Raw genomic sequence first — 25702 nt, forward strand, 5'->3', positions numbered from 1 at the left:
GACTCCGCCTCATCGACGCCGTACGCCGATGATCACCAGCTCCACCGAGACGACGCAGTCGACCGGCGCAGCCGCCCCCGCGGTCCTTGACGCCCGCGGCGTGGTCAAGGCGTTCGGCGCCACCCAGGCGATCGCCGAGGCGACCATCGCCGTCGCCCCCGGCGAGGTGCACGCGCTCGTGGGCGAGAACGGCTCGGGCAAGAGCACCCTGGTCAAGATCCTCACGGGCGTGCATCCGCCCGATGCCGGCACCGTCGTCGTCGACGGCACGACGCTGGATCGGGTTCCGGGTCCCCGCGGCGCATCCCGGCACGGGATCGTGACCGCGTTCCAGGAGGTCCTCGTCGTGCCGGCGCAGACGGTCGGCGAGAACCTCTGGCTGGGCGTCGACGGGATCCTGCGCCATCGCGTGGGTCGCGAGCAGAAGCGGCGTCGGGGGGCGGCGATCCTGGCGGAGCTCCTGGTCGAGCCGCCGCCGCTGGACCGCCCGGTCGAGGAGCTGTCGCTCAGCGTCCGGCAGGCGTGTTGCGTGGCCCGCGCGCTCCTGCGCGACCCGAAGGTCCTGATCCTCGACGAGGCGACCTCGGCGCTGGACATCGCGACCCGAGACCGGCTGTTCGACGTCATTCGCCGCCGTTGCTCGGCGGGCTGCAGCGTGATCTTCATCTCGCACCGCATGGATGAGGTCGACGAGATCGCCGACCGCGTCACGGTGATGCGCGCCGGGCGCACGGTCGCCACGTTGGAGCGCGGGCAGGCCCGCACGGAGGATCTGGTCCGGCTCATGACCGGCTCCGGCCACCTCGTACCCGACGAGGTGACGCGGCGGTCGTCGGCCGGCGGCGCGGTCGTCCTTCGTGCGCGCGACGCGCGCCTGCGTGCGGGGGGTGCGCCGCTCGGCTTCACCCTTCGCGCCGGGGAGATCGTCGGGCTCGCCGGGCTGGATGGGCATGGCCAGGATCGGTTCCTGCGCGGACTTGGCGGGTTCGGCGTGGCAGGCGGCGAGATCCTGTCCGGGGATGCGCAGGCCGGCCGTCCGATCTCGACGGTGGCGGATGCCGCGGCGTGCGGCATCGCGTATCTGCCGCGCGAGCGCCGCGGTGAGGCGCTGTTCGAGTCGCTGTCGATCCTGCGGAACTTCGCGGTGGCCACGCTGCCCGCCGACCGCCGGGCCGGTCTGGTGGCGGACCGCCGCACGGTCCAGCGGTTCCTGCCCTTCGTCGAGCGTCTGGGCATCAAGCTCGGACGCGTCGAGGATCCGATCCGCTCCCTGAGCGGGGGCAACCAGCAGAAGGTGGTCCTGGCCCGTTGGCTGGCGGCCGGGCCGCGGATCCTGCTGCTCAACGATCCGACGCGCGGCATCGACCTCGGGGCCAAGCGCGACCTCTACGGCCTGCTGCGCGAGCTTGCCGACGACGGCATGGCCGTGGTCATGCTGTCGACGGAGGTCGACGAGCACGTTGAGCTGATGGATCGCGTCCTCGTGTTCCGCGAGCATGAGCTGTCCGCCGAGCTGACGCGGGCTCAGCTGAGCCGTCAGACGCTCGTCTCGGCGTTCTTCCGGTCAGGGGCGACGGCGCATGCATGACGTTCTCGCCCTGGTGCGCAAGCACAGCTTCGTGCTCGCTCTCGCCCTGTCGCTCGCGCTGTTCGTCGGCAACGTCATCGCCGAGCCGAGCTTCGTCAGCTGGGACAACGTGCCCGATCAGCTGGCGACGTTCGCGCCGCTCGCGATCGCCGCCCTCGCGAGCATGCCGTCGATCCTCAGCGGCGGCGGAGGGATCGACATCTCGATCGGGCCGGCCATGAGCGTCGTGAACGTCGTGCTCGTCTTCTGGCTGTTCCCGCACGACGTCGCCGCTCCGCTGGCGATCGCGATCGTGCTCGCCATCTCCACGGCGATCGGGCTCGTCAACGGCTTTTTCGTCGGTGTCCTGCGCTATCCCCCGGTCGTCGCGACGCTGTGCATGTTCTTCGTCCTGCAGGGCGTCGCCCTGAAGATCGCGCCGACCGCCGGCCAGGCTCCGGGCAACTGGACCGAGCAGCTCGGACAGAGCGTCGGCCCGGTGCCGGGTGGGCTGATCCTCGTCGCCGCCGTGGTGCTGATCTGGCTCGCGCTGGCGGCGACCCCGTACGTGCGCGCGCTGTACTCGGTGGGCGGCAGCGACGCGGCGGCGTTTGCGTCGGGCGTGCCGGTGACCGTGGTGCGGGCGCTCGCGTACGGCATCGGAGGCCTGTTCGCCGGGATCGGCGGGATCGCGCTCACGGCGCTGGTGCAGTCGGCGGACACCGCCCTGGCCACGGAGTACACGCTCCTGGCGCTCGCCGCGGTCTCGCTGGGCGGCACGCCGATCGGCGGTGGCCGCGGAGGGCTGATCGGCACGCTGCTCGGCGCGGCCGTGATCTACCTGCTGCAGACCTTCCTGTCCGCGGTGCACGTCTCGCCGAACTACACCTCGGTCGTCTATGGGGCGCTGCTGGTCGGCGCACTCGTGTTCGGGGCGCTGGTGACGAGCAAGCGGCGGTTCGGAGGAGCGACGTGAGCGCGGATACGGCCGAGACCCCGGAGGGCCGCGAGACCGCCGGGCGGCGCCCGTTGCTGCGCACGCTGAGCCGGGCGCAGGAGCGTCTGCCGCTGGCCCAGCTGGCGGCCATCGTCGCGCTGTTCATCTACGGCGCGAGCACCATCGACGGCTTCTCGAGCCCGGGCAGCGTGAAGTCGATGCTGGTGTTGGCCGCGCTGCTCGGCATCTCCGCGGCCGGGCCGACGCTCGTGATCCTCATCGGCGGATTCGACCTGGCGGTGCCCGCCTACATCGCGGCCGGAGCGACCATCACCGCGCAGCTGTCGGGCGCGAGTCACTGGCCGTTCATCGCGATCCTGGCGGTCGTCGGCGCGATCGCCGCCGTTCTCGGGGGCCTGACGGGATGGCTCAGCCATCGCTTCCAGCTCGAGTCGATGATCGTCACGCTGGGCACCGCGGCGCTCATCACCGGAGCGATCCTGGTGTGGACCGGGGGCACGCCCGGCGGCCAGGCGCCGGCCTGGCTGTCCCGGTTCGTCTCGCCGGCCGGCACGACCTTGGGGGTCGGCATCCCGCCGGTCGTCGTGCTCTGGGCCGTTCTCGCCGTGCTGCTCATCATCGGCCTGCGGCTGACGGTGACCGGCCGCCGGCTCTACCTGACGGGCGCCAACCCGACCGCGGCGGCGTACGGGCTCGTGCGCACCCGTCGCATGTGGACCGGCACGTTCGCGCTCGGGGCCGTCCTCTCGGCCGTGACCGGCGTCCTTCTCGGCGGCTTCGCCGGCGGTGGGGACCTCGCGATCGGGAACCCGTACCTGTTCCAGGGGCTCGCGGCGATCATCGTCGGCGGCGTGGCGTTCGGCGCAGTCGGCGGGTACGCGAACACGGTGGTCGGCGCGCTCCTGCTCACCGTTCTGACCACGATCCTGGTCGGCAAGGGCGCGGGAACGGCCGAGCAGCTGATGCTGTCAGGCGTGCTGATCGCCCTCGTCGTGGGCGTTCACGGACGCGAGCGACGTGTGCGCGACCGTGTCTGAGCCGGCGCGCTCACGCCGATCCGGCGAGGTCCGCGCCCGTTGCCGCGGAGGGCTCTTTCGCGGGCCGCGACGCGCCGAGGCGCCGGCCGACGAACAGCTCCTCGAAGGCCGCCATGTGGTCGTCCATCGTCGCGATGATGCGCTCGGGGTCGCGCCGCTCCACCGCCTCCAGCGTGCGGCGCTGGTTGGCCAGGGCGACGCCGAGGTCGACCCGGCCCACCGGGCACTGCGTCATGACGAGCGTGATCCGGTCGAGGACCCAGCGCACGGACTGAGCCAGGCCGGGGCTTCCGGAGGCGGTGGCGAGCGCGGCATGAAACCGGATGTCCCGGGCGAGGAACGCCGCCGCGTCGTCGAGCAGCTCGTCGAGCGCCTCGACGAGCTCCCGCAGGTGGGACAGCTCGGCCGCGGTGGCGCGTTCGGCGGCGAGGAGGGCCCCCGTCAGCTCCAGCGTGCGGCGCACCTCCAGCAGCGTGGGGAGTGCGAGCGCGGTCTCGTCGCCCCGGCCGGCCATGACCTCCGCGATCTTCTCCGGCGCGATGACCGTCGCGCCGCCGGAGGCGCCCCGCCGGACGGATACGACGCCGGCGCGGCGCAGGACGCCGATCGCCTCGTGCACGACGGTGCGGCTGACACCGAGGCGGGCGGCGAGGTCACGCTCGCGAGGGAGCATGGAACCGGGTGGGTACAGGCCGCCGCTGATCGCGTTGACGAGCACGGCCACGACCTCGTCGGCGGCGGTGCGCACCCGGATCGGACGGAAGGCGGCGGTGCCGCGGTCGTCGTACGGGACGCCGGCTTCGGGCGCCTGCTGCTCGGCCTTGACCATCGAGGGCACCGGTTCTCGCATGGCCGCAGTTACTGCATTGGATCGTCAAATAGGTCAATGCCAAACCAGGAGGAGTCCACGCAATGCGCCTGATGCTGCTGAACCCGAACACCACCGAGGCGATGACCGCGGACATGGAGCGCCAGGCGAACCGCTATGCGCGCGCGGGTACCGAGATCGAGGGCTTCACCGCGAAGTTCGGCGCGGAGTCGGTCGAGTGCGCCTACGAGGAGGAGTTCGCGATCATGTCGTTCCTCCAGACGATCCGCGAGCGCGCCGACGCGTTCGACGGCGTGATCCTGTCCTGCTTCGGCGATCCCGGCCTGTACGCCTGCCGGGAGCTGTCGCCGGTGCCGGTCGTCGGCATCGCGGAGGCCTCGATGCTGATGGCGTGCACGGTGGCGCACAAGTGGTCGATCGTCACCGTGATCCCGCGCGTCAAGCCGATGGCCGAGCACCTGGTGCGCTTCCACGGCCTCGAGCAGCGCTGTGCATCGATCCGCACGACCCCGCTGTCGGTGCTCGACTGCGAGCGTGAGCCCGAGCGTGCCGTGCGCGAGATGGTCAAGGCGTCGCAGGCCGCGGTCGCGGAGGACGGCGCGGAGGCCATCCTGCTGGGCTGCGGCGGCATGGGCCCGCTGGACGACGAGATCGCCAAGGCCGTCGACGTGCCCGTCATCGACGGCATCGTGTGCGCGGTCAAGCTGCTCGAGGGGCTTCACGACTACGGGCTCAAGACGAGCCGCCACGCGGCGTTCATGCGGCCCGAGCCCAAGGACCTCGCCGGCGTTCCGGGCCTGGGCGGCGTCTCCGCATGACGGGCCGTCCCGAGGCGGTGCGCAGGGTCGCCGTCGACATCGGCGGGACGTTCACCGACGTCGTGTTCGAGGACACATCCGGTGCCGTGCGGGCGCTGAAGGTCAGCACCACCCCGCGGGACATCACGGTCGGCATCCTCGCCGGCCTCGACCGCGCGGGGGCGGCGCCGGATCGCCTCGAGGCCTTCGTGCACGGCACGACGATCGCGCTCAACGCGCTGCTCGAGGGAACGACGCCCGCGGTCGGCCTGATCACGACGCGTGGGTTCCGCGACGTGCTCGAGATCATGCGCACGAGCCGACCGGACATGTACAACCTCCAGCAGGACAAGCCGCAGCCGCTCGTGCCGCGGCGCCTGCGCCGTGAGGTCGGCGCGCGCATGACGTACACCGGCGAGGAGCTGTCGCCGGTCGACTCCGCCGAGGTGCGCGCGCTCGCGGCGGAGTTCGCCGCCGAGGGCGTCACGTCGATCGCCGTGTGCCTGCTGCACGCGTACGTGGACGGCCGCCACGAGCGGGAGGTGCGCGACGTCGTGCAGGAGGTGCTCCCGACCGCCAGCATCTCCATCTCCAGCGACATCAGCCGGGTGTGGCGCGAGTTCGAGCGGACGTCGACCACGGTGTCCAACGTGGCGACGAAGCCGATCGTCGACCGGTACATGACGGTGCTCGAGCGCGAGCTCGACGACCGCGGGTTCGACGCCAACGTCCTGATCATGCAGTCCAGCGGCGGGGTGATGTCGGGCTCGACCGCGCGCGAGCGGCCGGTCTCGACCCTGATGTCGGGACCGGTCGGAGGCGTGACCGGGGCGGCCGGACTGGCGCGTGCGCTGGGGCCCGAGACCAGCCTCGTCACGCTGGACATGGGCGGCACCAGCGCGGACGTGGCGATCGTCGACCGCGGCGCCCCGGTGACCCGCTCCGTCGGCCATGTCGGCCGGTGGCCCGTGATGGTGCCGATGATCGACATCGAGGCGATCGGGGCCGGGGGCGGCTCGATCGCCCGCGTGGATGACTTCGGTGGTCTGCGGGTGGGACCGGAGAGTGCCGGGGCCGACCCCGGCCCGGCCTGCTACGGCCGGGGCGGCCGGGCCGCGACGGTGACCGATGCGAACGTGGTGCTCGGCCGCATCGATCCCGGCTACTTCCTGGCAGGTGAGCTGGAGCTCGACGCGGCGGCGGCCGAGCGGGCGGTCGCGGAGGGCGTCGCCGAGCCGCTCGGTCTGTCCGTCGAGGCCGCGGCAGAGGGCATCGTCACGGTCGTCAACTCGAACATGACCCGGCTGCTGTGGGAGATGATGATCGCGCGCGGCTACGACCCTCGCGAGTTCTCCCTGCTGGCGTTCGGCGGCGCGGGCCCGTTGCATGCCTGCGAGCTGGCGGGCGCGCTCTCGATCGGGGAGGTCCTCGTGCCGCCCGAGCCCGGCACGTTCTCGGCGGCCGGCATCCTCAGCGCCGACCTGCGCCATGACGTCGACCGGATGCTCGTGGATGTCGCGTCGGACCCGTCCGCGGAGCAGCTCGAGGCGGCGTTCGCGGAGCTGGAACGCCAGGCGCGCGCCGCGCTGGAGGCCCAGCACCGCGGCCTTGGCCGGATCGACATCGCCCGCTTCGCGGAGCTGCGCTACGCCGGGCAGGACCATGTGCTCTCGGTGGAGCTCACGCAGGACCTGGGCAGCGATCTGCGCGAGGCGGCGCAGCGGCGCTTCCATGACAAGCACCTCCGTCTCTACGGCTTCCAGCGCGACGACGTCGCGGTCGAGATCGTCCGCATCCAGGTCGTGAGCTCCGCGCAGATGGGCGGCCGGAGCGTCATGACGTTCACGGCGCGTGCGCCCGAACGCGCGCGCGCCGGGCGATCGGCGGGCATCTACGTGGACGGGGCGCGGGTCGAGGCGACGCGCCTCGAGCGCGCGGCGCTGGAGGCGGACGTCCCGCACGAGGGACCGCTGGTCCTCGAGGAGCCCGGCTCCACCACGTACGTGCCGCCGGGCTGGGTCGCGCGGGCCCGACGCGACGGTGTCCTGAGCCTGACCATGAGCGACGCAGAGGAGGGAGTCTGATGGTGAGCGCCGGCGGATCGCGCACGGCCGTCGATCCGATCGCTCGCGAGGTGATCCAGAACCGCATGATCGCGATCGTCCGCGAGATGTCGGTTGCGCTGCAGCGCGCGGCCTACTCGCCGATCATCTGCGAGGTCAAGGACTTCTCCAGCGTGCTGCTGCGCCCGAATGGGGACGTGATGGCGCAGGCCGAGGGGATCCCGGTCTTCCTCGGGTCGATGCAGCAGACGCTCGCGCCCGTGCTGGAGCGCTATCCGCTGGCGGAGATGCGGCCGGGCGACGTGTTCATCTCGAACGATCCGTACACGGCCAACGGCACGCACAAGAACGACATCAACCTGCTCAAGCCGATCTTCTGGGAAGGCCGGCCGGTGGTCTTCGCGGTGACGAAGGGGCACTGGACCGACATCGGCGGCAAGGACCCGGGCAGCTGGTCCGCCGACGCGACGAACACCTATCAGGAGGGCGTGACCGTCCCGCCCCTGCGCCTGTATCACGCGGGGGAGCGCAACGAGGAGCTCCTCGAGCTCCTGCTCGCGTCCGTCCGGATGCGCGACGACAACCTCGGCGATCTCATGGCCCAGCTGTCGGCCTGCCACGTCGCCGAGGTGCGCGTGCACGAGATGCTCGAGAAGTACGGCCCGGCGCTGGTCGGCGCCTGCGTGGAGTCGCTGTTCGACTACGTCGAGGCGCACGTGCGCAGCGAGATCGCCAAGGTGCCCGACGGCACCTACACCGCCGAGGACTTCCTCGACAGCGACGGGGTGAGCGACGAGCCGGTCCGGGTCGTCGTGCACGTGACGATCGACGGCAGCGATGTGGCGTTCGACCTCACCGACTGCGATGCCCAGCGTCCGGGGTCGTGCGGCAACTGCAGCCGCGTGGTCGCCGAGGCGTCGCTGCGGGTGGCGATGAAGTGCCTGTTGGGACCGCAGCTCGCCGCCAACCAGGGGTTCTACCGGCCGATGAGCCTCACGACCCGGCCGGGGACGATCACCGATCCGATCCATCCCGCGGCCGGCACGACCGCCGACAACCTCGTGCGCGCCCTCATCGAGGGCGTGTTCTCGGCGTTGGCCCCGGTCCTGCCCGACCAGGTGCAGGCCGGCATCTTCGGCGGCGTCCAGGCCATGGTCATCGCCGGCGTGGACCCCCGGCACGGCCAGCCCTACATCCACTTCATGCCGTACGCCGGTGGATGGGGCGCGCGGTCGTCCAAGGACGGCATCAACGGCCTGTGCCCGATCCTCAACGGCGACAACGACAACGTTCCCGTCGAGGTGACCGAGGCGAAGTTCCCGCTCCTCGTCGAGCGCTACGAGCTCATTGAGGACTCCGGCGGCCCAGGGCGCTTCCGCGGCGGCCTGGGCATCCGGACCGACTACCGCGTGCGCAGCGAGGGAGCCATGGTCTCGTGCGTCATGTCGCGATGGCGCTTCGCGCCGCCCGGGCTGTTCGGTGGCGGCGACGGCATGTGCTCGTCGCTCGTGCTCTACGCCGATGGGGACCGCGCCGAGAACAGCCCGATGCTCGGCGGGCGGGGCGTCGAGCGCGACTGCCTGATCTCGCACCGGGTGGGCGGGGGCGGCGGCTTCGGCGATCCACGCGAGCGCGATCCCGAGCGGGTGCGGTCCGACGTCCGCGAGGGCTACGTGTCAGCCGCGGCCGCGGAACGCGACTACGGGCTCGACGCCGATCGGCTCCGAGCGTCGTGAGCGAGGCGACAGGCATGCAGGAGATGGCGCACATGCGCGCCGACGGGGCCTTCGACGAGGCGTACCTCGTCGGCGTGCTGCGGTCGCTGGTGCGGGCGCAGAGCGTCAATCCGGGCATCTATGAGGCGGCGATGGCCCAGGCGGTGCAACGGGCGCTCGGCGGGCTGCCGCTGGAGGTCTCGGTCGTCGAGTTCGCCCCGGGGCGCCCGTCCGTCGGTGCGGTCCTGCGCGGCTCGGGCGACGGTCCGCGGCTCGTCCTCAACGGGCACATGGACACGGTGCCGATCGACGACGCCGACCAGTGGACGAAGGACCCGTTCGGCGGCGAGGTCTGCGACGGCTTCCTCTACGGGCGCGGCGCCTGCGACATGAAGGCGGGCCTCGCCGTCCAGGTCGCCGTGGCGCGATATCTCGCCGCGCATCGCGAGCGCCTGCGCGGCGACCTCGTGCTGCACTTCGCCGCCGGCGAGGAGCTAGGCGAGCCGGGGACCCTGTCGCTGCTGGAGGCCGGGCTCACCGGCGACTACGGCATCACGACCGAGCCGACCGGGCTGCGCGTCGCCACCGCCACCCGCGGGCTGGCGTTCATCCGCATCCGCGTTCACGGCCGCTCGATCCACGCGAGCCGTGCCCAGTACGGCGTCAACCCGGTGTCCCGCCTGGCGCCGGTGCTCGCGGTCATCGAGGAGTACAGCGCCGAGGTCGCGACTCGGGGCCACCCGCTGCTGTCCAGCGGCTCGTGCACCCCGACGCTGGTGACCGGCGGTGTCAAGGAGAACGCGGTCGCCGACTACTGCGAGCTGACGCTGGACCGCCGGATGCTTCCCAGCGAGGACGGCCACGAGGAGCTCGAGGTGCTGCGCGCGCGGTTGGAGGCGATCAAGGCGCACGACCCGGACTTCGCGTTCGACATCCGGCACCTCGTCGAGCCGTGGGCGGGCACGGAGATCGATCCCGGGTCCGCGTTCGCCCAGCGTGTCGTCGCCGCCGTGGGGGCGGTGACGGGCGAGCCCGGGGAGATCTACGGAGCGCCGTTCGGCAGCGATGTGCGCAACCTGGTCAACGACGCCGGCATCGAGGCGGTCACCTTCGGCCCCGGCAACATCGTCGAGACGCACTGCGCCGACGAGCGCGTGTCGGTCGAGCAGCTGCGTCAGGCCGCCTGGCCACCGCCCGCGTCGCCGCGGAACTCCTCATGTGACGTTCAGGGCCCGACGAGCCCGCTGACGATGAGCGAGTCCGCCGTCGTCTGGTAGTGGCTCTCCAGCAGTGAGGCAGCGCGCTCGCCGTCACGCGCGATGACCGCGTCGGCGATCGCGTTGTGCTCGTCGACGGCGTCGCGCTGCGGGCGCTTCGCCGCCGCCCAGTGCACGATCAGGTCGGCGGTGGAGGCGAGCTGATCGCGGATGTCCAGCAGCACGTCGTTGCCGCAGCCCGAGACGATCGCGTGGTGAAAGCTGAAATGCGCCGCCGCCCAGGCGTCGGACACCGAGTCCTGCTCGTTCGCGGTGCGCTGCGGGGTGCTGAGGAGCCGATGCAGGGCCGCGACCACCGAGGACTCCCACTCGAGATCACCGCGTTCGGTCGCGAGGCGGACGGCGAGCCCGTCGATCCGGATCCGCGCTTCGGTGTGTTGCGTCAGGTGCTCGGACGTGAGCGCGACGACCGAGAAGCCCTGGTGGGCCCGTGAGACGACGAGCCGGTCGCCGACGAGCCGCGTGAGCGCCTCGCGCACCACAGGGATGCTGACGCCGAGCCGCTCGGCGACCTCGCCCGGTTTGAGCCGCGCACCGGGCGCCAGCCGACCGCCCATGATCTCCTGGCGCAGCGCCTCGTAGGTGCTGCCGATCCTGTTGCCTCCGTCTTCGGTCCGTGCCATGCCAGGTCAGCTTAGCTTGTGGAACCAGTCTTGACACATTTCGTTGGGGACTTATAAGGTTATGGCGGCAAGAATATTTTTCTGAGAGGATTGGGTCTGATGCAACTCGCCACGCTTGATCTGGACGAAGGCACCGTCGCCGCGCTGAGGACCGACGAGGGCTTTCGGCCGATCGAGGGCTTCGCCGACGTCGGCGCCCTGCTGGGCAGCGGACCGGACTGGCGGGCGACCGCTCAGGCGGCCATGGCGGCGGACGCGATCGCCCATGATGCGGCGGCCGTGCTTCGGCCGATCCTCGATCCCGGTGCCGTCGTCTGCGTCGGGGTGAACTTTCGCGCCCACATCCGCGAGATGGGAGTTGACCTTCCCGACCATCCGACGCTGTTCTCCAAGCTCCCGCGGGCGCTGACCGACCCGGACGCCGTCATCCCGCTCCCTGCGGCGGCGCCGGGATGCGTCGACTACGAAGGGGAGCTCGCGGTGATCGTGGGGGCCGGGGGCCGGGACATCGCCCCGGCTGACGCGTGGGACGCGGTCGCCGGGCTGAGCGCCGCCAACGACGTCTCGATCCGCGACGTGCAGATGCGATCGACGCAGTGGTTCGCCGGCAAGACCTGGGAGCGTTCCACTCCCATCGGCCCCACGGTCGTGACACTCGACGAGGTGGGCGACATCGACACCCTCGAACTGCGCGTCCGCGTCAACGGCGATCTGCGCCAGCACGGGAGCCTCGGCGATCTGATCTTCGGCATCCCGGACCTCGTCGCCGACATCTCGCGCATCGTCACCCTCCATCCCGGTGACATCATCCTGACGGGGACCCCCAGCGGTGTCGCCTACGCCATGAGCCCACCGGCCTATCTGCGCGACGACGACGTCGTCGAGGTGTCGATCGACCGCGTGGGCACGCTCTCGAACACCTTCCGGGCCGCGTCCCTGGCGATCGCCGGTGAGGAGACGCGGGCATGAGCGTGATCTCCTTCGGGCGCGGCATGCCGTCGGTCGACATCGTCGACATGGACGCGCTGGAGGCGGCCGCGCACCGGGCGTTTCGCCGTGATCGAGCCGGGATAGCCGGCTACGGGCCGCCCGCCGGACATCCACCGCTGCGCTCGTGGATCGCCGAACGGCACGGCGTCGATCTCGAGCGGGTCTTCATCAGCAACGGCTCGATGCAGGCGATGTCGTTCCTCTTCGACCACGTCCTGCGTCCGGGCGACGCGGCGCTGGTCGAGTCGCCGACGTTCGACCTGACGCTGCGCGCTCTGCGCCGGCGGGGCGCTGACGTCCACGGCATCGCCGTCGACGCTGACGGATTGAACGTCGATGCGGTCGCGGCGGCGCTCGACGCGGGGGTGCCCGCGCGCCTGCTGCACGTGGTGCCCAACTTCCAGAACCCCACCGGCACGACGCTGCCGCCGGAGCGGCGCCGGGCCCTCGTGGAGCTTCTGTCGGACCGCGGCGTCCTGCTGCTCGAGGACGATCCCTACGCCGACCTGCGGTTTGCCGGCACCCCACTGGCGCCGATGCTCGGCACGGCGGCGCCGGACGAGATCGTCTACAGCTCGTCGTTCTCGAAGATCGTCTGCCCCGGCGTCCGCGTCGGGTATCTGATCGCGCCCCCGCCGGTCGTGTCCGCGCTGGAGGAGGCATCGCTGGAGACCTACCTCAGCGCGAACACGCTTTCGCAGGCCGTCGTGTACGAGCTCTGCGCCGGCGGCGCGCTCGACGCCGCGATCGCGAAGGCGGTCGCCGGCCTGGCGGAGCGGGCGCGCACCCTCGTCACGGCGCTGCGGCGGGAGCTGCCGGATGCGCGGTTCACCGTTCCCGAGGGCGGCTACTTCGTGTGGCTCGAGCTCGCGCCCGACACCGATGCCGTCGCGCTGAGCCAGGAGCTCGAGGCGGACCAGGTGACCGTCATGCCGGGCACGTGCTTCACCGTGAGCGGCGGCCGCCACGCGCTGCGGCTCTCCTATGCGAGCGTGACGCCGCCGGAGATCGACGAGGGGATCGCGCGGCTCGCCGCGGTGTACCGGGCGCACCGCGGGAGCGTCGACGGGACCGCGAGCGCCGCGACCATGCCGGCGGCAGCCGGGGCGAGTCACGACAGGCAAGGGGCGTAACCGGCAATGCACTACGCAGGCATCGACATCGGCGGCACGTTCACCGACCTGGTGCTCTACGACGCCGGCAACGGCGACGTCCACGTCCACAAGGTGCGCTCCACCCCGAGCGATCCGGGGCAGGCGCTGATCCAGGGGCTCGTCGAGCTCACGGACCGTGCCGGCGTCGACGCGTCCGACGTGGTGGCCGTCCTGCACGGGACCACCGTCGCGACGAACGCGGTGCTCGAGCACCGCGGCGCGCGGACCGGGATGATCACCACCGAGGGCTTCCGCGACGTCGTGCACATCGGCCGTCATCAGCGCCCCGAGCACTACTCGGTCATGCAGGACATCCCGTGGCAGTCGCGCCCGTTCGTCGAGCGCTGCCATCGCAAGACGGTGTCCGAGCGGCTCATCCCGCCGCGCGGCGACGTCATGCGACCGCTCGACGAGGACGCCGTGCGCGTCGCCGCCCGCGAGCTGCGCGAGGCGGGAGTCGAGGCGGTTGCGGTCTGCTTCCTGTTCTCCTACCTCGACCCGGCGCACGAGCGGCGGGCCGCCGAGATCGTGCGCGAGGAGATGCCGGACGCCTTCGTGACGACGAGCGCCGACGTCGTGCCGCAGTTCCGCGAGTTCGAGCGCTTCACCACGACGTCGATCAACGCCTTCGTCGGACCCGGCACGGGCCGGTACCTCGGCCGGCTCAGCGCCGGTCTCGACGCGGCGGGGATCCGCGGCCAGGTCGGGATCATGCGCTCCAACGGCGGGCTGGCGAGCGCGGACGCCGCGGCGGAGCGCCCGGTGACGATGCTCATGTCCGGGCCCGCGGCCGGCGTGCTCGGCGGAGCCTGGGCAGGCTCGCTGATCGGACGCAAGCGCCTGATCACCTTCGACGTCGGCGGCACGTCGGCCGACATCGCGATCGTCACCGAACAGGGCGTCGTCGAGGCGTCGGCGCGCGACTCCCAGGTCGCCGGCTTTCCCGTGCTCGTCCCCATGATCGACGTTCACGCCATCGGCGCGGGCGGCGGCTCCATCGCGCGGGTGGACGACGTCGGCGCCTTCCGCGTCGGCCCGCAGAGTGCGGGCGCGGAGCCGGGGCCCGCGGCCTACGGCAACGGCGGCGATCAGCCGACGGTCACGGACGCCCACGTCGCGCTGGGCCGCCTCGACCCGGACCGCTTCCTCGGCGGCCGCATGCAGCTCGACCGCGACGCTGCTCTCGCCGTGATCGAGCGCCTCGCCGGGGAGATGGAGATGGACGCCGACGCGGCGGCGGAAGGGGTGCTCGCGCTCGTCAACGCGACGATGGCCCAGGCGATCCGCTCGCGCACCGTCCAGAAGGGCCACGACCCGCGCGAGTTCGCGCTCGTGGCGTTCGGCGGCGCCGGGCCGCTGCATGCCGCCGAGGTCGCTGCCGAGCTCGAGATCCCCGAGGTGATCGTGCCGCCGCATCCGGGCATCACGTCGGCCACCGGCCTGCTGACGAGCGATCTGCGCTACGACGGCATGCGCACGGTCTTCGCGTCGGAGCGCGACATCGACTTCGGCGATCTCGGCCGGCGCCTCGACGAGCTCGAGGAGGAGCTGCGCGGCGGGCTTCGCCGCGACGGCGTGCGCGACGGGGACATGCGCGTCGAGCGCGCTCTCGACTGCCGCTATCGCGGTCAGGGCTACGAGCTGCGGGTGCCGCTCGGGGCGAGCGGCGTCGACGCAGAGGCGTTCGCGACGTTCCACCGGCTGCACCGGATGGAGTACGGCCGTGAGTTCGCCGTTCCGATCGAGGTCGTCAACATGCGCATCACGGTGTCGGGCGCGCGCTCCAAGCTCGAGCGGGTGCCCGCGGGATCGGGTGACCTCGGCGCCGCGGTGCTCGACCGCCGCCCCGCGGTGTTCCGCGTCGACGGCGAGCTGCGCGCGATGGAGACCGTGATCGTCGATCGCGCCAACCTCTCCCCGGGCAATCAGGTGGACGGCCCCGCCATCTTCGTGCAGGAGGACACGACCACGGTCGTGCCACCGGGCTGGCGGGCCCGGACCGAGGACAACGGGGTCCTCGTGCTGACATCGATCGCGAACGGAGGCTGATCATGGCGACGACGACACGGGTCGATCCAGTGACCGCGGCGGTGATCGCGGGCGCACTCGAGTCGATCGCGACCGAGATGGGCCACAAGCTCGCGCGCATGTCGTACTCGTCGATCATCCGAGAGTCCGAGGACTTCGGGTGCGTGATCTGCGATGCCGACGGTCAGCAGCTGTGCGAGTCGCCCCAGTCGACGCCGCTGCAGTCGGGTCCGATCCCCGGCTACGTCCGCGGCATCAACCGGCGATTCGCCGAGCTGGGCGACGCCTGGGGGCCAGGCGACGTCGTGATGCACAACCACTCCTACTACGGTGCCTCGCACCAGCCCGACGTCGCCTTCGTGATCCCGGTCTTCCACGGCGATCAGCTCGTCGGGTTCTCGGCCACGGCGGCCCACCACCTCGATCTCGGCGCGCTGACCCCCGGCACCGTGGGCATCGTCGACGCCATCGACTCCTACGCCGAGGGACTGCAGTTCAACGCGGTCAAGGTGGAGGAGGACGGCCGGCGCAACGAACAGGTGTGGCGGATGGTGGCCGACAACGTCCGGATCCCGGCACTCGTCCTGCCGGACATGGAGGCCCAGATCGCCGGCGCGCGTCTCGGCGCCGAGCGGTATCTCCAGCTCATCGAGCGCTACGGGCTCGATACGGTGCGCGCCGCTTCCGCTGACCTGCTCGACCAGAGCGAGGCGGCCCTGCGCCGGGCGATCGAGCGGATACCGGACGGGCGCTACGAGGCGGAGGGCATGCTCGACGGCTTCCCTGAGCTGGCCGACCCGCAGTATCGCGACTGGGTCGTTCGCGTGGCGATCACGGTCGAGGGCTCGAGCATGCACGTCGACCTCACCGGTACGTCGGAGCAGACCGACAAGCCGTACAACATGCCGTTCGTCGGCACCGTCGACATCGCCGTGCTGCTGACCGTGCGCTCGATCCTGCTGGATTCGGCGGTGCACGACGCGGTGCCCGCGAACTCCGGGCTGTTCCGGCCGATCACGATCGAGGCGCCGCTCGGCTCGATGGCCAACCCGGTCTTCCCCGCGCCGACGACCGGGCGAGCCATGGGGGGCAACATCGTCGCCGACACCGTCATGCGGGCGCTCGCGCCCGTCGTGCCCGACCGTGTCAGCGCCGGCATCGGCAACCTCAAGGCGACCGCGCTGTCGGGGGTGACCGACGGCGAGCCGTGGGTGCACATGGAGATCATCGAAGGCAGCTACGGCGGCCGGCTCGGCAAGGACGGTCTCGACGCGGTCGACACCCTGTACGCCAACACGCGCAACAACCCGATCGAGGACGTCGAGAGCCATCATCCGCTGCGGATCGAGCGCTACGAGCTGTGGGAGGGCCACGTCGGCGACGGGCGCTGGCGCGGAGGCCTGGGATGCGTGCGCGACATCGGCTTCACCGCACCCGGCGGGTACACCATCGACGGGGACGGCACGCGCCACGCCCCTCCGGGCCTGTTCGGCGGCGAGCCGGGCAGCCCGGGATCGGTGATCCTCAACCCCGGCACCGACCGCGAGACCGTCCTGCCGCCGAAGGTCGCGCATCGCCGGGCCGAGGCGGGAGACGTGCTGCGCTTCATCGGGCCCGCCGGAGGGGGCTACGGGCCGCCGTCCGAGCGCGACCCCGAGGCGCGCCGCGCGGACGCCATGAACGGTCTGACGAGCGAAGCGTGAGCGGGCTGGCGCATGATCTGCGCACGGTCGCGAGGTTCAGCGACCGCGACGATCAGATCACGCGCCTGGCGTGGTCGCCGGCCCACGTCGAGGCCATGCGCTGGATGGTCGGCGAAGCGACCGCGCTCGGGCTGGATGCCGGCATCGACGCCGCCGGAAACGTCGTGGCCCGGTGGGGCCCGGCGACCGGTCCCGCGCTCGCCGTCGGATCCCATCTCGACTCGGTGCCCGACGCGGGCCGGCTCGACGGCGTCCTCGGGGTCCTCGCGGCGCTGGCCGCGGTACGCCGCCTCCAGGCGCAGGGCTTCACACCGCGCCGGCCGGTGTGGGTCATCGCCTTCATGGACGAGGAGGGAGCCCGGTTCGGTACGCCGCTGTTCGGGAGCCGCGCGTTCGTCGGCGAGGACCTCGAGCCGAGCCTGGCCGCGGTCGACGCCGACGGCGTCTCGATCGCCGACGCCATGCGGAAGGCCGGCTTCACGCCGGATCGGCTGGGGGACGCCTGCGCGATCGACCGCGTCGGGGCGTACCTCGAGCTGCACATCGAGCAGGGGCCCGTCCTCGAGAAGGCGGGCGCCGACATCGGCGTCGTGCGGGCCATCTCGGGCGGCGCCGTCCTGGCCGTCGGCTTCACGGGCCATGCCGGCCATGCCGGCACGGTTCCGATGGACATGCGCCGTGACGCCCTGGTCGGGGGCGCCCGAGCGATCGTGGCGCTGCGCGACGCCGCTCTGGGCGGCGGCGACCTGCGGATCACGGTGGGACGGATCGCGGCGCATCCGGGCGGGACGAACGTCATCCCGGGAGGGTGTGAGCTCAGCGTCGACATCCGGTCGGCCGATCCCGACGCGCTCGATCGCGGGCGCGACGTCGTCGGGCGGATCGTGGAGCGGATCGCCTCCGAGGAGGGTCTGCAGGGGAGCGTCCGGACGCTGACGGAGTTCGCTCCCCTTCAGCTCGACGAGACGATCATCGCGACGGTGGCGCGAGCCGCGGCGGCCGAGTCGGCCGTCGCACTCGACGTGGTCAGCGGCGCGGGCCACGACGCGCTGGTGATCGGGCGCGCCGTGCCGGCGGGAATGATCTTCGTTCCCAGCCGGAACGGCATCAGCCACCACCCCGAGGAGGCGACGTCCGCCGACCAATGCGAGCTGGGCGAGCGGGTGCTCGCGCGGGCCATCCGCGCCCTTGCCGGTCAAGACACGAACGGAGGAGAGATCGATGAGCGTCGAGACAGCGGAGGACAAGCCGGCCGGGCAGCGTTCCGCCCCCCGGCTGGGAGTCGGGTTCATCGGGGCGCCGTCGGTCCCGGAGATGGTGCGGCTGGCGCGGCGGGCTGAGGCCGCGGGCTTCGAATCAGCGTGGGTGGCGGAGACGCGGATGACGCGCGACGCGTTCGTCCCGATGGCCGCGATCGCTCAGGCCACCGAGCGGATGCACGTCGGCTCGGCCATCGTCAACGTGTTCAACCGTAGCCCCATGGTGATCGCGGTCACGCTGACGAGCCTGCGCGAGCTCGCTCCGCACCGCGTCATCGGCGGGCTCGGTGCCGGCTCACCGCTGATCCTCGGCAAGCAGGGGATCGCGTTTCACCGGCCGGTGACGCGCCTGCGGGAGTACGTCCAGGTGCTGCGCCCGCTGCTCGCGGGCGATCCCGTGACGTTCTCCGGCGAGACGATCGAGCTCGACGACGTGCGGATCGAGGACATCGCCGCCGGAACATCGCCCGGACTGGGCGGCGGCGATGTCGTGCCGCTCTATCTCGGCGTGACCGGGCCGCGCGCCCTCGAGCTCGGGGGCGAGGTCGCCGATGGCGTGCTCATCAACGGCTTCATGTCGACCGCCTACGTCGACCGGGCGCTCGACCGGATCGGTCGGGGTGCAGCTCGAGCCGGGCGCGCGCTCGACGACGTCGACGTCTGCTCCCTGCTGGTCACCTCCTGCGACGAGCGCTCATCCGTCGCCAAGGACCGGGCGCGGCGGCTCATCGCCATGTACCTGTCCATGTTCGCCAACATCGCCCGGGAGAGCGGGCTGGACGAGTCACGCGTGGCCCACACGCGCGAGCGGTTCCAGGCGGGTGGCATCGATGCCGCTGCCGCCACGATCGACGACGACATCGTCGACACGCTCACCGTCGCGGGAACCCCCGACGAGTGCGCCGCGCGGATGGACGCATATCGCGCGCGGGGGGTGAATCATCTGGTGCTCAGCCCCATCGGCGACACCCACGAACTGGTCATCGATGCGCTCGGTGCAACCTGCTGATCGGCAGGCGCTCCGGTGATGGGCGCGGCGGGTTTCGAACCTGCGACCTCTCGCGTGTGAAGTCCACCGTGGGTGCTGCGGGCTACTGCGGGATGCCGACTCCTGTCGGCAGTTCTCGGACGTTGGCCGGCGGCAGCTCCGCCGTCCGCTGCGGGCTGCTGTCGTCTATTGCTTCCATACGGGCTTCCACGGGTGCCCGTATGGTCCGCGCCCATGAACGATGCTCAACGCAGCGCTTTCGCTGAATCATGACCGACGGCGGCCCGTCCGCGTCATCCGGCGCGCGAATGGGGACCCGACGTTCTCGCCTGATTGGGGATATCGGTACGACGGACTCTTCAATGTCGACGACTATTGGCAGGAGGCCGGGACGTCCCGTCCGGCTTTCAGATCTGGCGGTTCCGACTGGTGAAGCGGTGCATCCGGCGCGGGTGCGACGAGCGTGCGTCGTGGTGCCCGGAAGCCGGCGACGGCACAGCAACCCCACGTGGCCGCGTCGGCGCGGCATATGTGGAGGCGGTTCCGACCCCGGGGGCGGAGGCCGGCGAGCCGTTCGAAGTCGACCCGGACAAGCTCGACCGGGCGAAGGAAGCGCACGCCGAGCTGCAGAACTACCTCGCCGGCCGGCTCAAGGAGCTCGGGCTCGAGCCGCTGTGTCCTGTCCATCCGACTCGACTCCTTGATTCGCGTGGCCGGCCGCGTCACGCCGCCCGACGCTGTGGGTGGTGCGGCGGCACCTCGACGATGACGATCGCGAGTCCGTCAGGGTCACGGGCCACCATCTCGATCAGACCCCAGGGTTTGCCCGTCGGCTCCTCCTCGATCGCTACACCGGCGGCGGCGAGCCGTCGCCACTCGTGCTGCACGTCGCGGACCTGAAGCAGCAGCCGGACGGCGCCCGATGGCGGCTCGCCGGAAGATCCCGAGACCTCGAGGAGTCCCGAGCCCACGAAGAACACGACGCCGCGGTGTGCGTCGGCGCCCCACTCGCGAAAGACGGCGAGGCCGAGCGTCTCGCCATAGAAGCGCAGCGAGCGCTCGAGGTCTGCGGGGTGGAGGAGGATTCGACTGGCGAGGATGTCCACGCTGTAAGGATCGCGCGGCCGAGATCCTACGTGCGCGGCTGGGTGGTGAAGGCGGCCCGCACGGCTTGCTCGAGCATCGCGAGCCAATGCGCAACTGCGGCTCGCCACTCGGGCACGAACAAGCGCTGCGACCGGCGTGCAAGGCGAGACCCACCGGTTGCCTTCGAACGCGACCAGCACCGACCGCGACGCGACGCGCTCGATGACGATCTCCGCGGGAAGCGCCGATGGCGGCAGTGGCCGCAGCGGCTCGGTCTGGCCGAGCCCACCGACCGTTCTCCCGCGGCGCCGGCTCCTAGACGCCGACGGGCGGCTTCTGCTCCGCGCGCGGCAAACGCAGGTCGTAGCGGGCCGGGCGTCTGCGCTGGAGTGAGTTGGTGAGGACGTGCCGGCTGATGGGAGGGGGCGGCTATCGCTGACGTCTCGCAGCGGTCAGGGACTCCTTTTCGCCACCAGCTAAGGCCGGGCCGGTCGGTGCACCGTATGTCACGTTGAGGCGCAACGAGAGAACTGGGAGGTGTTGTGCGGCGCCGGGACGGGGGTCGCCGTGGCCGTCACCGCCTGGCCGGCGGTCAAGCTTGAGACCGTTGCGGTGAAGCCTGCTTCTCCGGCCGCGTCGGTTGTTGTTGTCGTGGTGGCGATGAGTTGCTTGCCTTCGCCTTCGCCGGACGCGTTGCATGATGGGCTGCGGAACACCTCGACGCGATAGGTGGTCGAAGGTCGCGCACTGGTGAGCGTGCCGGTGATAGTGGTCTGTGTTCTAATCGTGGTGACCGATTCGATGGCCGGCGCGGGCTGGTTGTCATTTGCGCCAGCGAGCAGCGCGATGCCGAGTTGCGTGTTGTCGAAGATCGAGTTGCCGAGGATCGCGTTGCCGCGGATGACATTGCCGGTCGGACTTACCACCGATCCGTCGACGCCGACGCCGGCACCGCCGTTGAAGGCGATCGTGTTGCCTTGGCCGGGGTCGCTGCCGCCGATCGTGTTGTCGTTTGCGCCGGCGCTGAGGGCGATACCGTCGCCGCCGTTCGGCATCGGGCTCTGTCCTCCACGTCCGGTCCCGATGAAGTTGCCCTGCACGAAGTCGCCGGACGCCGAGTCGGTCATCGCGATCCCTGCACCGCTGTTGCCGGAGATGACGTTGCGAAGGGCCGGGGTCGCGCCGCCGATACGAATGCCGGCATGCGTTGGGGAGGTCGGCACGCCCGCAATAAGGATGCCGGTGCCGTTGGATAGCGGCTGGGTGCGCGCCCGCGCGAGTCCGATGTCGTTGCCGGCGACGACATTTGTGGAGGCGGTCAAAAAGAAGGAAATGCCGGCCTCACTGTTGCCAGAGATCAGGTTGCCCGACGTTTCACGGTCGCCGCCGATCATGTTGCCTTTTGCGTCAATTTGTAGCTCAACGCCGACCTTGTTGGGGAGGGCGGCGTCACCGTCAGGCGTCGTGCCGATGTAGTTGCCGATCACGTTGTTCGCGCGACGAAAGATGGTGATACCGCGGTCGTTGCCGGAGATGACGTTTCGATCGGCGGGGGTGACCCCGCCGATCGTGTTGGAGTTACCGGACACGAGCACGCCGTACTCGTTGGGCAACGCTCCGGTCCCAGCAAGGTTGGTGCCGATGCGATTTCCGGCGACGAAGTTCCCACTGGCGGATTGCGCGATGAGGATGCCTGTGCCGTTGCCGGAAATCAGGTTTCCGGCGCCCGGGGCGCTTCCGCCCACCGTCGAGCCTACGCCGCCAACAAAGACGCCAAAACTGTTGCGCATCTGAGCGCCGCCAGCCGCGTCAGTCCCGATGAAGTTGCCCTCGATCAGATTCGAGTCTCCAACAAAGACTCCAACGTCGCTGTTTGCGACGACGTTGCGATCGGCCGGGGTCGTGCCGCCGATAGTGTTCGACGGGCTGGTTGCCCGCACACCGATCTTGTTCCCGTTCAGCCGGTTGCCAGCGATCACGTTCGAGCCGTTGTCCATCAGCACGATCGCCTTCTCGAAGCCTGTCATCGATAGCGACGCGACCCGGCTGTGCCCGGCCGTGATTTTCAGCCCAGTCAGCTGACGGTCGTTCAGCTGACGGTCGTTCTCGAAGTCGTTTTCCAGCTCGATCAAGGGCGTGCCGGCAAACCCCGGCTGCGTTCTGCCGTCGATCGACAGGGGACCGGTGACCGATGGCAGGCCGGTACTAGCATCAGCCGCAGTGCGCACCAGGATCGTGTGCACGCCACGTCCCGGGATATCGAAATGGACCTCGTCGGCGCCCGCCTGCGAGTTGGCCTGGAGGATCGCCGATCGCAGCGAACCCCGGCCCGAGTCGTTGGTGTTCGCCACCGTGAAGACGTCCGCCGACGCCGATGCCGCACCAGCCAGCGCTCCGCTGGCCATCACCGTCGCCCACAACCCGACTCTGCTGAGCCTCCTGCTGCCCATGCCCGCCCTCTCTCGCTGACAGCCCCGGCGCGACCCGCGCGGCTCACCGGCGCGTAAACTCTCAGACCCTAGACGTACGCTTGAGCCAGGCTGCGTCTGACGGGCTCCGTCCCTTCTGACGGGCACCGCACCCCTTTGCGACGCCCCGGTCCCGCGCCGGTTCCGCGACAGGGTCTTTGTCGGGCCTTGTTGCAGCAGCCTGGTTGGCACCTTCGCAGCTTCTTGCGGCACGCGGTGAGGTGATGGCCGTAACGCAGCGTCAGCGACCAGTAGCCCGGCCGCCTACCGGAAGCCTGTCGCTCCCACCGACGCGACACCGGAGCGACGACATGACCGTTGAGGATGGCGAGCACCATCGATATTTCGTCATGACGAAGGCGGATGAACGAGCCCTCACGGAATACGTCGAGGCCCTCCGCGGCGATGCCGAGTCCGAAGGGCACACCCTCCGCTACGTGATGATCCTGTCATCGGCCTTCCCCGGCCAGCACGACGGCCGGCACCCATTCGACGCGCGTGCTCGCGCGCTTCAGCAGGCCGAGGCCCAGCTCGTGTACCTCACTGCACAGGACCTTGTGCGATTGGCGCTCGAGGTAAGCAACGAGAGCTCTCGCCCCATGAGCGCGAAGTCCTGTCTTGGCCGCAGGCGCTCGACAAGGGCCAAGTTCGGGCAACCGATATGGAACGTCTGCTCCCGGGCAAGGGCACCAGCTGATGGGTACGTTGATCCGCCTACAGGTCTCCTAATGTTCCTCCGTGGCGCGTCTTCCAGCAGGCGCTTGCGGCGCACGCAGACGATCGGGTGCCGCTCGAACGCCTCCGTGCCGAGTTCTTTCTTGCGGCCGCCGTCGAGTGAAAGGACGCTCTAGCCGCCCCAGCGGTCGCCGCGTTCGCGGGGGCATTATGCGACCTTTGGAGGACGCTTTCGGATGGACTGCGGTCACCATGGACCTGGCTATGCCGACGATGTGGCCCCTGGAGAATTCGGCTTCAGCAACGCGATCTGTCCACGCGGCTGGTACGTCGTCGGCGGGGGCACGCAAGTGATCGGGCCGGGCATCGTGTTGAGATCGGGCAGCGACGGGCTGAAGGACTCGTGGACCGCGGAGATCTACAACGCGACCGACGCGCTGTCGGATGGGACCGAGACGGCCCGCCTGGCGGCTACGGCAATGTGCGCGCGGGGCACGGGCGGTCTGCGGATTCGGTCGCGAGGCATCGGCTGATTTCGGCGGTCAGCGGGGGTGCGGGTTTTCAGACCCGGCGACGGTCACCGCCGTCCCGCCGGCGTAGGAGCTCCTCGAGCGCGTCCGGGGTGCCGTTCACGGGGCCCGAGCGGGGGTGCTCGGCGAGCTGCCTGGCGGCGATCATCGGATCACCGCCACGCTGGGCGCAGCTGCGCGGGGCGGCGGGTCGGGCCAGAGCTTCCGCTTCAGGCCGAGATCTTCACGTCCATGATCAGCAGCGGCCCGCACTGCCACTCGCGAATCGTCAGGTACCCCCAGCGGCGGGTGTTCCGCCAGCGCCCCCAGCTGTTCGGAAGCAGGTCGACGGCCCAGCCGCCGTGCCGCACCGTCAGGGCGGGCAGCGGGATGGCGAGCTCGTCGGCGAGTAGGAGTCGGACGTTCATGCCGTGCCTCCGATCCGTGCGTCATGCGGGATCAACGTGCGGACGCTGTGCGTCGTGTGCGTGGCTCGACGACGATCGCCCGGCCGCGGTCGCACGCCTCGATCACGCGGGCGTGCCGGCGGGCCTCCACGTCGCGGCCCTTCATCGGGTGATCCCACCACTGGTCGCGCTGGTCGAGGTAGTGGAGGATCACAGCCCGCCCTCCTCGATGATCGTGACGAGCGCGTTCTCGGACTCGTCGAGGATCGAGGCGTCGCGGACCGTGGTCGTGCGCCACGTGTCCGGGCCGGTCGACTCCGTCGCGCTGATCAGGCAGAGGCCGAACTCGTCGAACAGTTCGGCCAGGCGGTCAGCGAGCATCGCCGCCTCCGATCCCCTGGTCGGAGAACCGTGCCTTCACGGCCTCCGACACCTGGGCCTTGCGGACCGCGGCGCGCGCCCGAGGGTTCTTCGCCGCCTGTCGGTCCCGGGCGTCGAGGCCGGTGCGCAGCTGGTCGACCGTCGCGCTCTCGCGGTTCGGCTTCGCGGCTTCGCGGGCCTTGAGCTCGTCGCCGGTCTGCTTGCGGGTGGAGACCGCCCGGCGGGCGGCCTCCTCGCGCTTTGCTTCTGCGTCTTGTCTGCCTGCGGCGGGATCCCGCTGGCGCGGACGGGGCCGATCATGGCCGATCCCACGAGATCCGCACGTACGACCGACGAGCAGGTTCACGATGATCGGGCCGTGTCGCCGAGACAGGTGGCCGGCCTGGACGCCGACGTTCCACTGCCACTCGCCGCCGAACCGGCCCATCCGCTCGGTCGGGCGGTGGGTGTACTGGACCTTCATCGGACGTCGACTCCGACGACGTCGCCCACGGCCTTGACGGTCTCGACGATGCTGTCGCCGCGGTCTGCGCGTTCCTGTAGGAGGGCGACGATCTCCCCAACCTTCGCGGAGTCGGACACTCACCGCCCGCCAGCTTCTCGAACTGGCCGGCCAGGGCGTGCAGGGCGCCGTCCGCGGTCTTGGCGGCCGACACCATCGGCGGCTCGAGGTCCGCCTTGGCGACGAACGGAGGCCGTCGAGCTCGTGCCCTGCTCGGCGCCCTGATGCGGGCGATCTTCACCGCCGGCTCGCTCCAACAGGCCCGTCAGCGGCTCGGCGGGGCGATCGCCCAACTCGAGCCCGGCTGCCGAAGCTCTCCGCGATGCTCGCCGACGCCGAAGACGACGTCCTCGCGTTCTACGCGTTCCCGGCCGAGCACTGGCCCAAGCTACGCAGCACCAACCCGTTGGAGCGCTTCAGCCGCGAGATCGGCCGCAGAACCGACGTCGTCGGCATCTTCCCCGACGACCCCTCGCTCATCCGGCTGGTCTCGATGCTCGCCATCGAGGCCAATGACGAGTGGCTGGTCGGGCGCGCCTACATCAGTCAGAAGTCGATGGCCGAAGTTCTTTCGCCCACGAAGGACCGGGCATTGACCATGACCAATGACGATCAGGAGGAGGCACCCGAGCTCGTCGCGGCCTGAGCAGCCACCACTTCACCGACGAGGTGAGCGCTGCTCTTAC

The 25702-nt window shown here is 70.8% G+C and carries 24 protein-coding genes; 16 read left to right on the top strand and 8 right to left on the bottom strand.

Translation table 11 applies throughout. The features are described from left to right. The first annotated feature begins 28 nt into the window (after positions 1–28). The 3 genes from DSM104329_RS04435 to DSM104329_RS04445 are packed head-to-tail and all read left to right on the top strand — an operon-like array spanning position 29 to position 3562. Positions 29–1588 (top strand): sugar ABC transporter ATP-binding protein, encoded by a 1560-nt coding sequence (locus tag DSM104329_RS04435; RefSeq protein WP_259314188.1) that lies wholly within the window; start codon positions 29–31, stop codon positions 1586–1588. Further along, complete coding sequence (locus tag DSM104329_RS04440; protein WP_259314189.1) at positions 1581–2543, top strand: ABC transporter permease; 963 nt, start codon at positions 1581–1583, stop codon at positions 2541–2543. Before DSM104329_RS04435 ends, DSM104329_RS04440 begins: the two co-directional genes overlap by 8 nt. Beyond that, positions 2540–3562 carry an ABC transporter permease gene (locus DSM104329_RS04445; RefSeq protein ID WP_259314190.1) on the top strand — a complete coding sequence of 341 codons (1023 nt, stop codon included), beginning with the start codon at positions 2540–2542 and terminating at the stop codon, positions 3560–3562. Before DSM104329_RS04440 ends, DSM104329_RS04445 begins: the two co-directional genes overlap by 4 nt. 10 nt (positions 3563–3572) lie before the next feature. Here DSM104329_RS04445 and DSM104329_RS04450 read toward each other — a convergent pair whose 3' ends face one another. Continuing rightward, complete coding sequence (locus DSM104329_RS04450; protein ID WP_259316182.1) at positions 3573–4391, bottom strand: FadR/GntR family transcriptional regulator; 819 nt, start codon at positions 4389–4391, stop codon at positions 3573–3575. Positions 4392–4474: 83 nt separating this feature from the next. On the opposite strand from DSM104329_RS04450, the gene DSM104329_RS04455 reads away from it, so the two are divergent. The 4 genes from DSM104329_RS04455 to DSM104329_RS04470 are packed head-to-tail and all read left to right on the top strand — an operon-like array spanning position 4475 to position 10243. Next, complete coding sequence (locus DSM104329_RS04455) at positions 4475–5209, top strand: aspartate/glutamate racemase family protein (RefSeq protein ID WP_259314191.1); 735 nt, start codon at positions 4475–4477, stop codon at positions 5207–5209. Next, positions 5206–7272, top strand: a complete 2067-nt coding sequence (locus DSM104329_RS04460; RefSeq protein WP_259314192.1) for a hydantoinase/oxoprolinase family protein — start codon at positions 5206–5208, stop codon at positions 7270–7272. The genes DSM104329_RS04455 and DSM104329_RS04460 overlap by 4 nt, the downstream gene beginning before the upstream one ends. Continuing rightward, complete coding sequence (locus DSM104329_RS04465; RefSeq protein ID WP_259314193.1) at positions 7272–8987, top strand: hydantoinase B/oxoprolinase family protein; 1716 nt, start codon at positions 7272–7274, stop codon at positions 8985–8987. The genes DSM104329_RS04460 and DSM104329_RS04465 overlap by 1 nt, the downstream gene beginning before the upstream one ends. Continuing rightward, on the top strand, positions 8984–10243 hold the full coding sequence (locus DSM104329_RS04470; RefSeq protein ID WP_259314194.1) for a M20 family metallopeptidase: 1260 nt from the start codon (positions 8984–8986) through the stop codon (positions 10241–10243). The genes DSM104329_RS04465 and DSM104329_RS04470 overlap by 4 nt, the downstream gene beginning before the upstream one ends. On the opposite strand, the gene DSM104329_RS04475 is transcribed toward DSM104329_RS04470, so the two are convergent. Next, on the bottom strand, positions 10192–10866 hold the full coding sequence (locus DSM104329_RS04475) for a GntR family transcriptional regulator (protein ID WP_259314195.1): 675 nt from the start codon (positions 10864–10866) through the stop codon (positions 10192–10194). The genes DSM104329_RS04470 and DSM104329_RS04475 overlap by 52 nt on opposite strands. Before the next feature lie 99 nt (positions 10867–10965). Here DSM104329_RS04475 and DSM104329_RS04480 point away from each other — a divergent pair, with 99 nt between their 5' ends. The 7 genes from DSM104329_RS04480 (at position 10966) to DSM104329_RS29020 (ending at position 19421) form a co-directional block, all read left to right on the top strand. Then, positions 10966–11835, top strand: coding sequence for a fumarylacetoacetate hydrolase family protein (locus tag DSM104329_RS04480; RefSeq protein WP_259314196.1), 870 nt, complete (start codon positions 10966–10968; stop codon positions 11833–11835). After that, positions 11832–12989, top strand: a complete 1158-nt coding sequence (locus DSM104329_RS04485) for an aminotransferase-like domain-containing protein (protein WP_259314197.1) — start codon at positions 11832–11834, stop codon at positions 12987–12989. Before DSM104329_RS04480 ends, DSM104329_RS04485 begins: the two co-directional genes overlap by 4 nt. A gap of 6 nt (positions 12990–12995) precedes the next feature. Further along, positions 12996–15059 (top strand): hydantoinase/oxoprolinase family protein, encoded by a 2064-nt coding sequence (locus tag DSM104329_RS04490; RefSeq protein ID WP_259314198.1) that lies wholly within the window; start codon positions 12996–12998, stop codon positions 15057–15059. 2 nt (positions 15060–15061) lie between these two features. Then, entirely contained in the window at positions 15062–16741 is a 1680-nt protein-coding gene (locus DSM104329_RS04495; protein WP_259314199.1) for a hydantoinase B/oxoprolinase family protein, read from the top strand. Then, a complete protein-coding gene (locus tag DSM104329_RS04500; protein ID WP_259314200.1) occupies positions 16738–18081 on the top strand; it encodes a M20 family metallo-hydrolase in 1344 nt (447 codons plus the stop codon). The genes DSM104329_RS04495 and DSM104329_RS04500 overlap by 4 nt, the downstream gene beginning before the upstream one ends. Beyond that, positions 18056–19009 carry an LLM class flavin-dependent oxidoreductase gene (locus DSM104329_RS04505; protein ID WP_259316183.1) on the top strand — a complete coding sequence of 318 codons (954 nt, stop codon included), beginning with the start codon at positions 18056–18058 and terminating at the stop codon, positions 19007–19009. The genes DSM104329_RS04500 and DSM104329_RS04505 overlap by 26 nt, the downstream gene beginning before the upstream one ends. A gap of 220 nt (positions 19010–19229) precedes the next feature. Then, positions 19230–19421, top strand: coding sequence for a YDG/SRA domain-containing protein (locus DSM104329_RS29020; RefSeq protein ID WP_407655867.1), 192 nt, complete (start codon positions 19230–19232; stop codon positions 19419–19421). Between the two features lie 289 nt (positions 19422–19710). Here the strand turns inward: DSM104329_RS29020 and DSM104329_RS04510 are convergent, their stop codons facing one another. Further along, a complete protein-coding gene (locus tag DSM104329_RS04510) occupies positions 19711–20094 on the bottom strand; it encodes a VOC family protein (RefSeq protein WP_259314201.1) in 384 nt (127 codons plus the stop codon). A gap of 486 nt (positions 20095–20580) precedes the next feature. Beyond that, entirely contained in the window at positions 20581–22524 is a 1944-nt protein-coding gene (locus tag DSM104329_RS04515; protein WP_259314202.1) for a NosD domain-containing protein, read from the bottom strand. 968 nt (positions 22525–23492) lie between these two features. On the opposite strand from DSM104329_RS04515, the gene DSM104329_RS04520 reads away from it, so the two are divergent. Continuing rightward, positions 23493–23750, top strand: coding sequence for a hypothetical protein (locus DSM104329_RS04520; protein WP_259314203.1), 258 nt, complete (start codon positions 23493–23495; stop codon positions 23748–23750). Positions 23751–23956: 206 nt separating this feature from the next. On the opposite strand, the gene DSM104329_RS04525 is transcribed toward DSM104329_RS04520, so the two are convergent. The 4 genes from DSM104329_RS04525 to DSM104329_RS04540 are packed head-to-tail and all read right to left on the bottom strand — an operon-like array spanning position 23957 to position 24977. Next, entirely contained in the window at positions 23957–24154 is a 198-nt protein-coding gene (locus DSM104329_RS04525) for a hypothetical protein (RefSeq protein WP_259314204.1), read from the bottom strand. A 31-nt stretch (positions 24155–24185) separates the two neighbouring features. Next, the gene (locus DSM104329_RS04530) at positions 24186–24347 is read right to left on the bottom strand and encodes a hypothetical protein (protein ID WP_259314205.1); all 162 of its coding nucleotides are present in this window, start codon (positions 24345–24347) and stop codon (positions 24186–24188) included. Next, positions 24344–24514, bottom strand: a complete 171-nt coding sequence (locus DSM104329_RS04535; protein ID WP_259314206.1) for a hypothetical protein — start codon at positions 24512–24514, stop codon at positions 24344–24346. Before DSM104329_RS04535 ends, DSM104329_RS04530 begins: the two co-directional genes overlap by 4 nt. Next, complete coding sequence (locus DSM104329_RS04540; protein ID WP_259314207.1) at positions 24504–24977, bottom strand: hypothetical protein; 474 nt, start codon at positions 24975–24977, stop codon at positions 24504–24506. The genes DSM104329_RS04535 and DSM104329_RS04540 overlap by 11 nt, the downstream gene beginning before the upstream one ends. A gap of 361 nt (positions 24978–25338) precedes the next feature. Between DSM104329_RS04540 and DSM104329_RS29260 the strand changes: the two genes are divergently transcribed. Next, positions 25339–25662: a transposase gene (locus DSM104329_RS29260; protein WP_456064511.1), complete on the top strand. Its 324-nt coding sequence runs from the start codon at positions 25339–25341 to the stop codon at positions 25660–25662. The last annotated feature ends 40 nt before the right edge of the window (positions 25663–25702 follow it).

Source organism: Capillimicrobium parvum, assembly GCF_021172045.1.
Classification (GTDB): domain Bacteria; phylum Actinomycetota; class Thermoleophilia; order Solirubrobacterales; family Solirubrobacteraceae; genus Capillimicrobium; species Capillimicrobium parvum.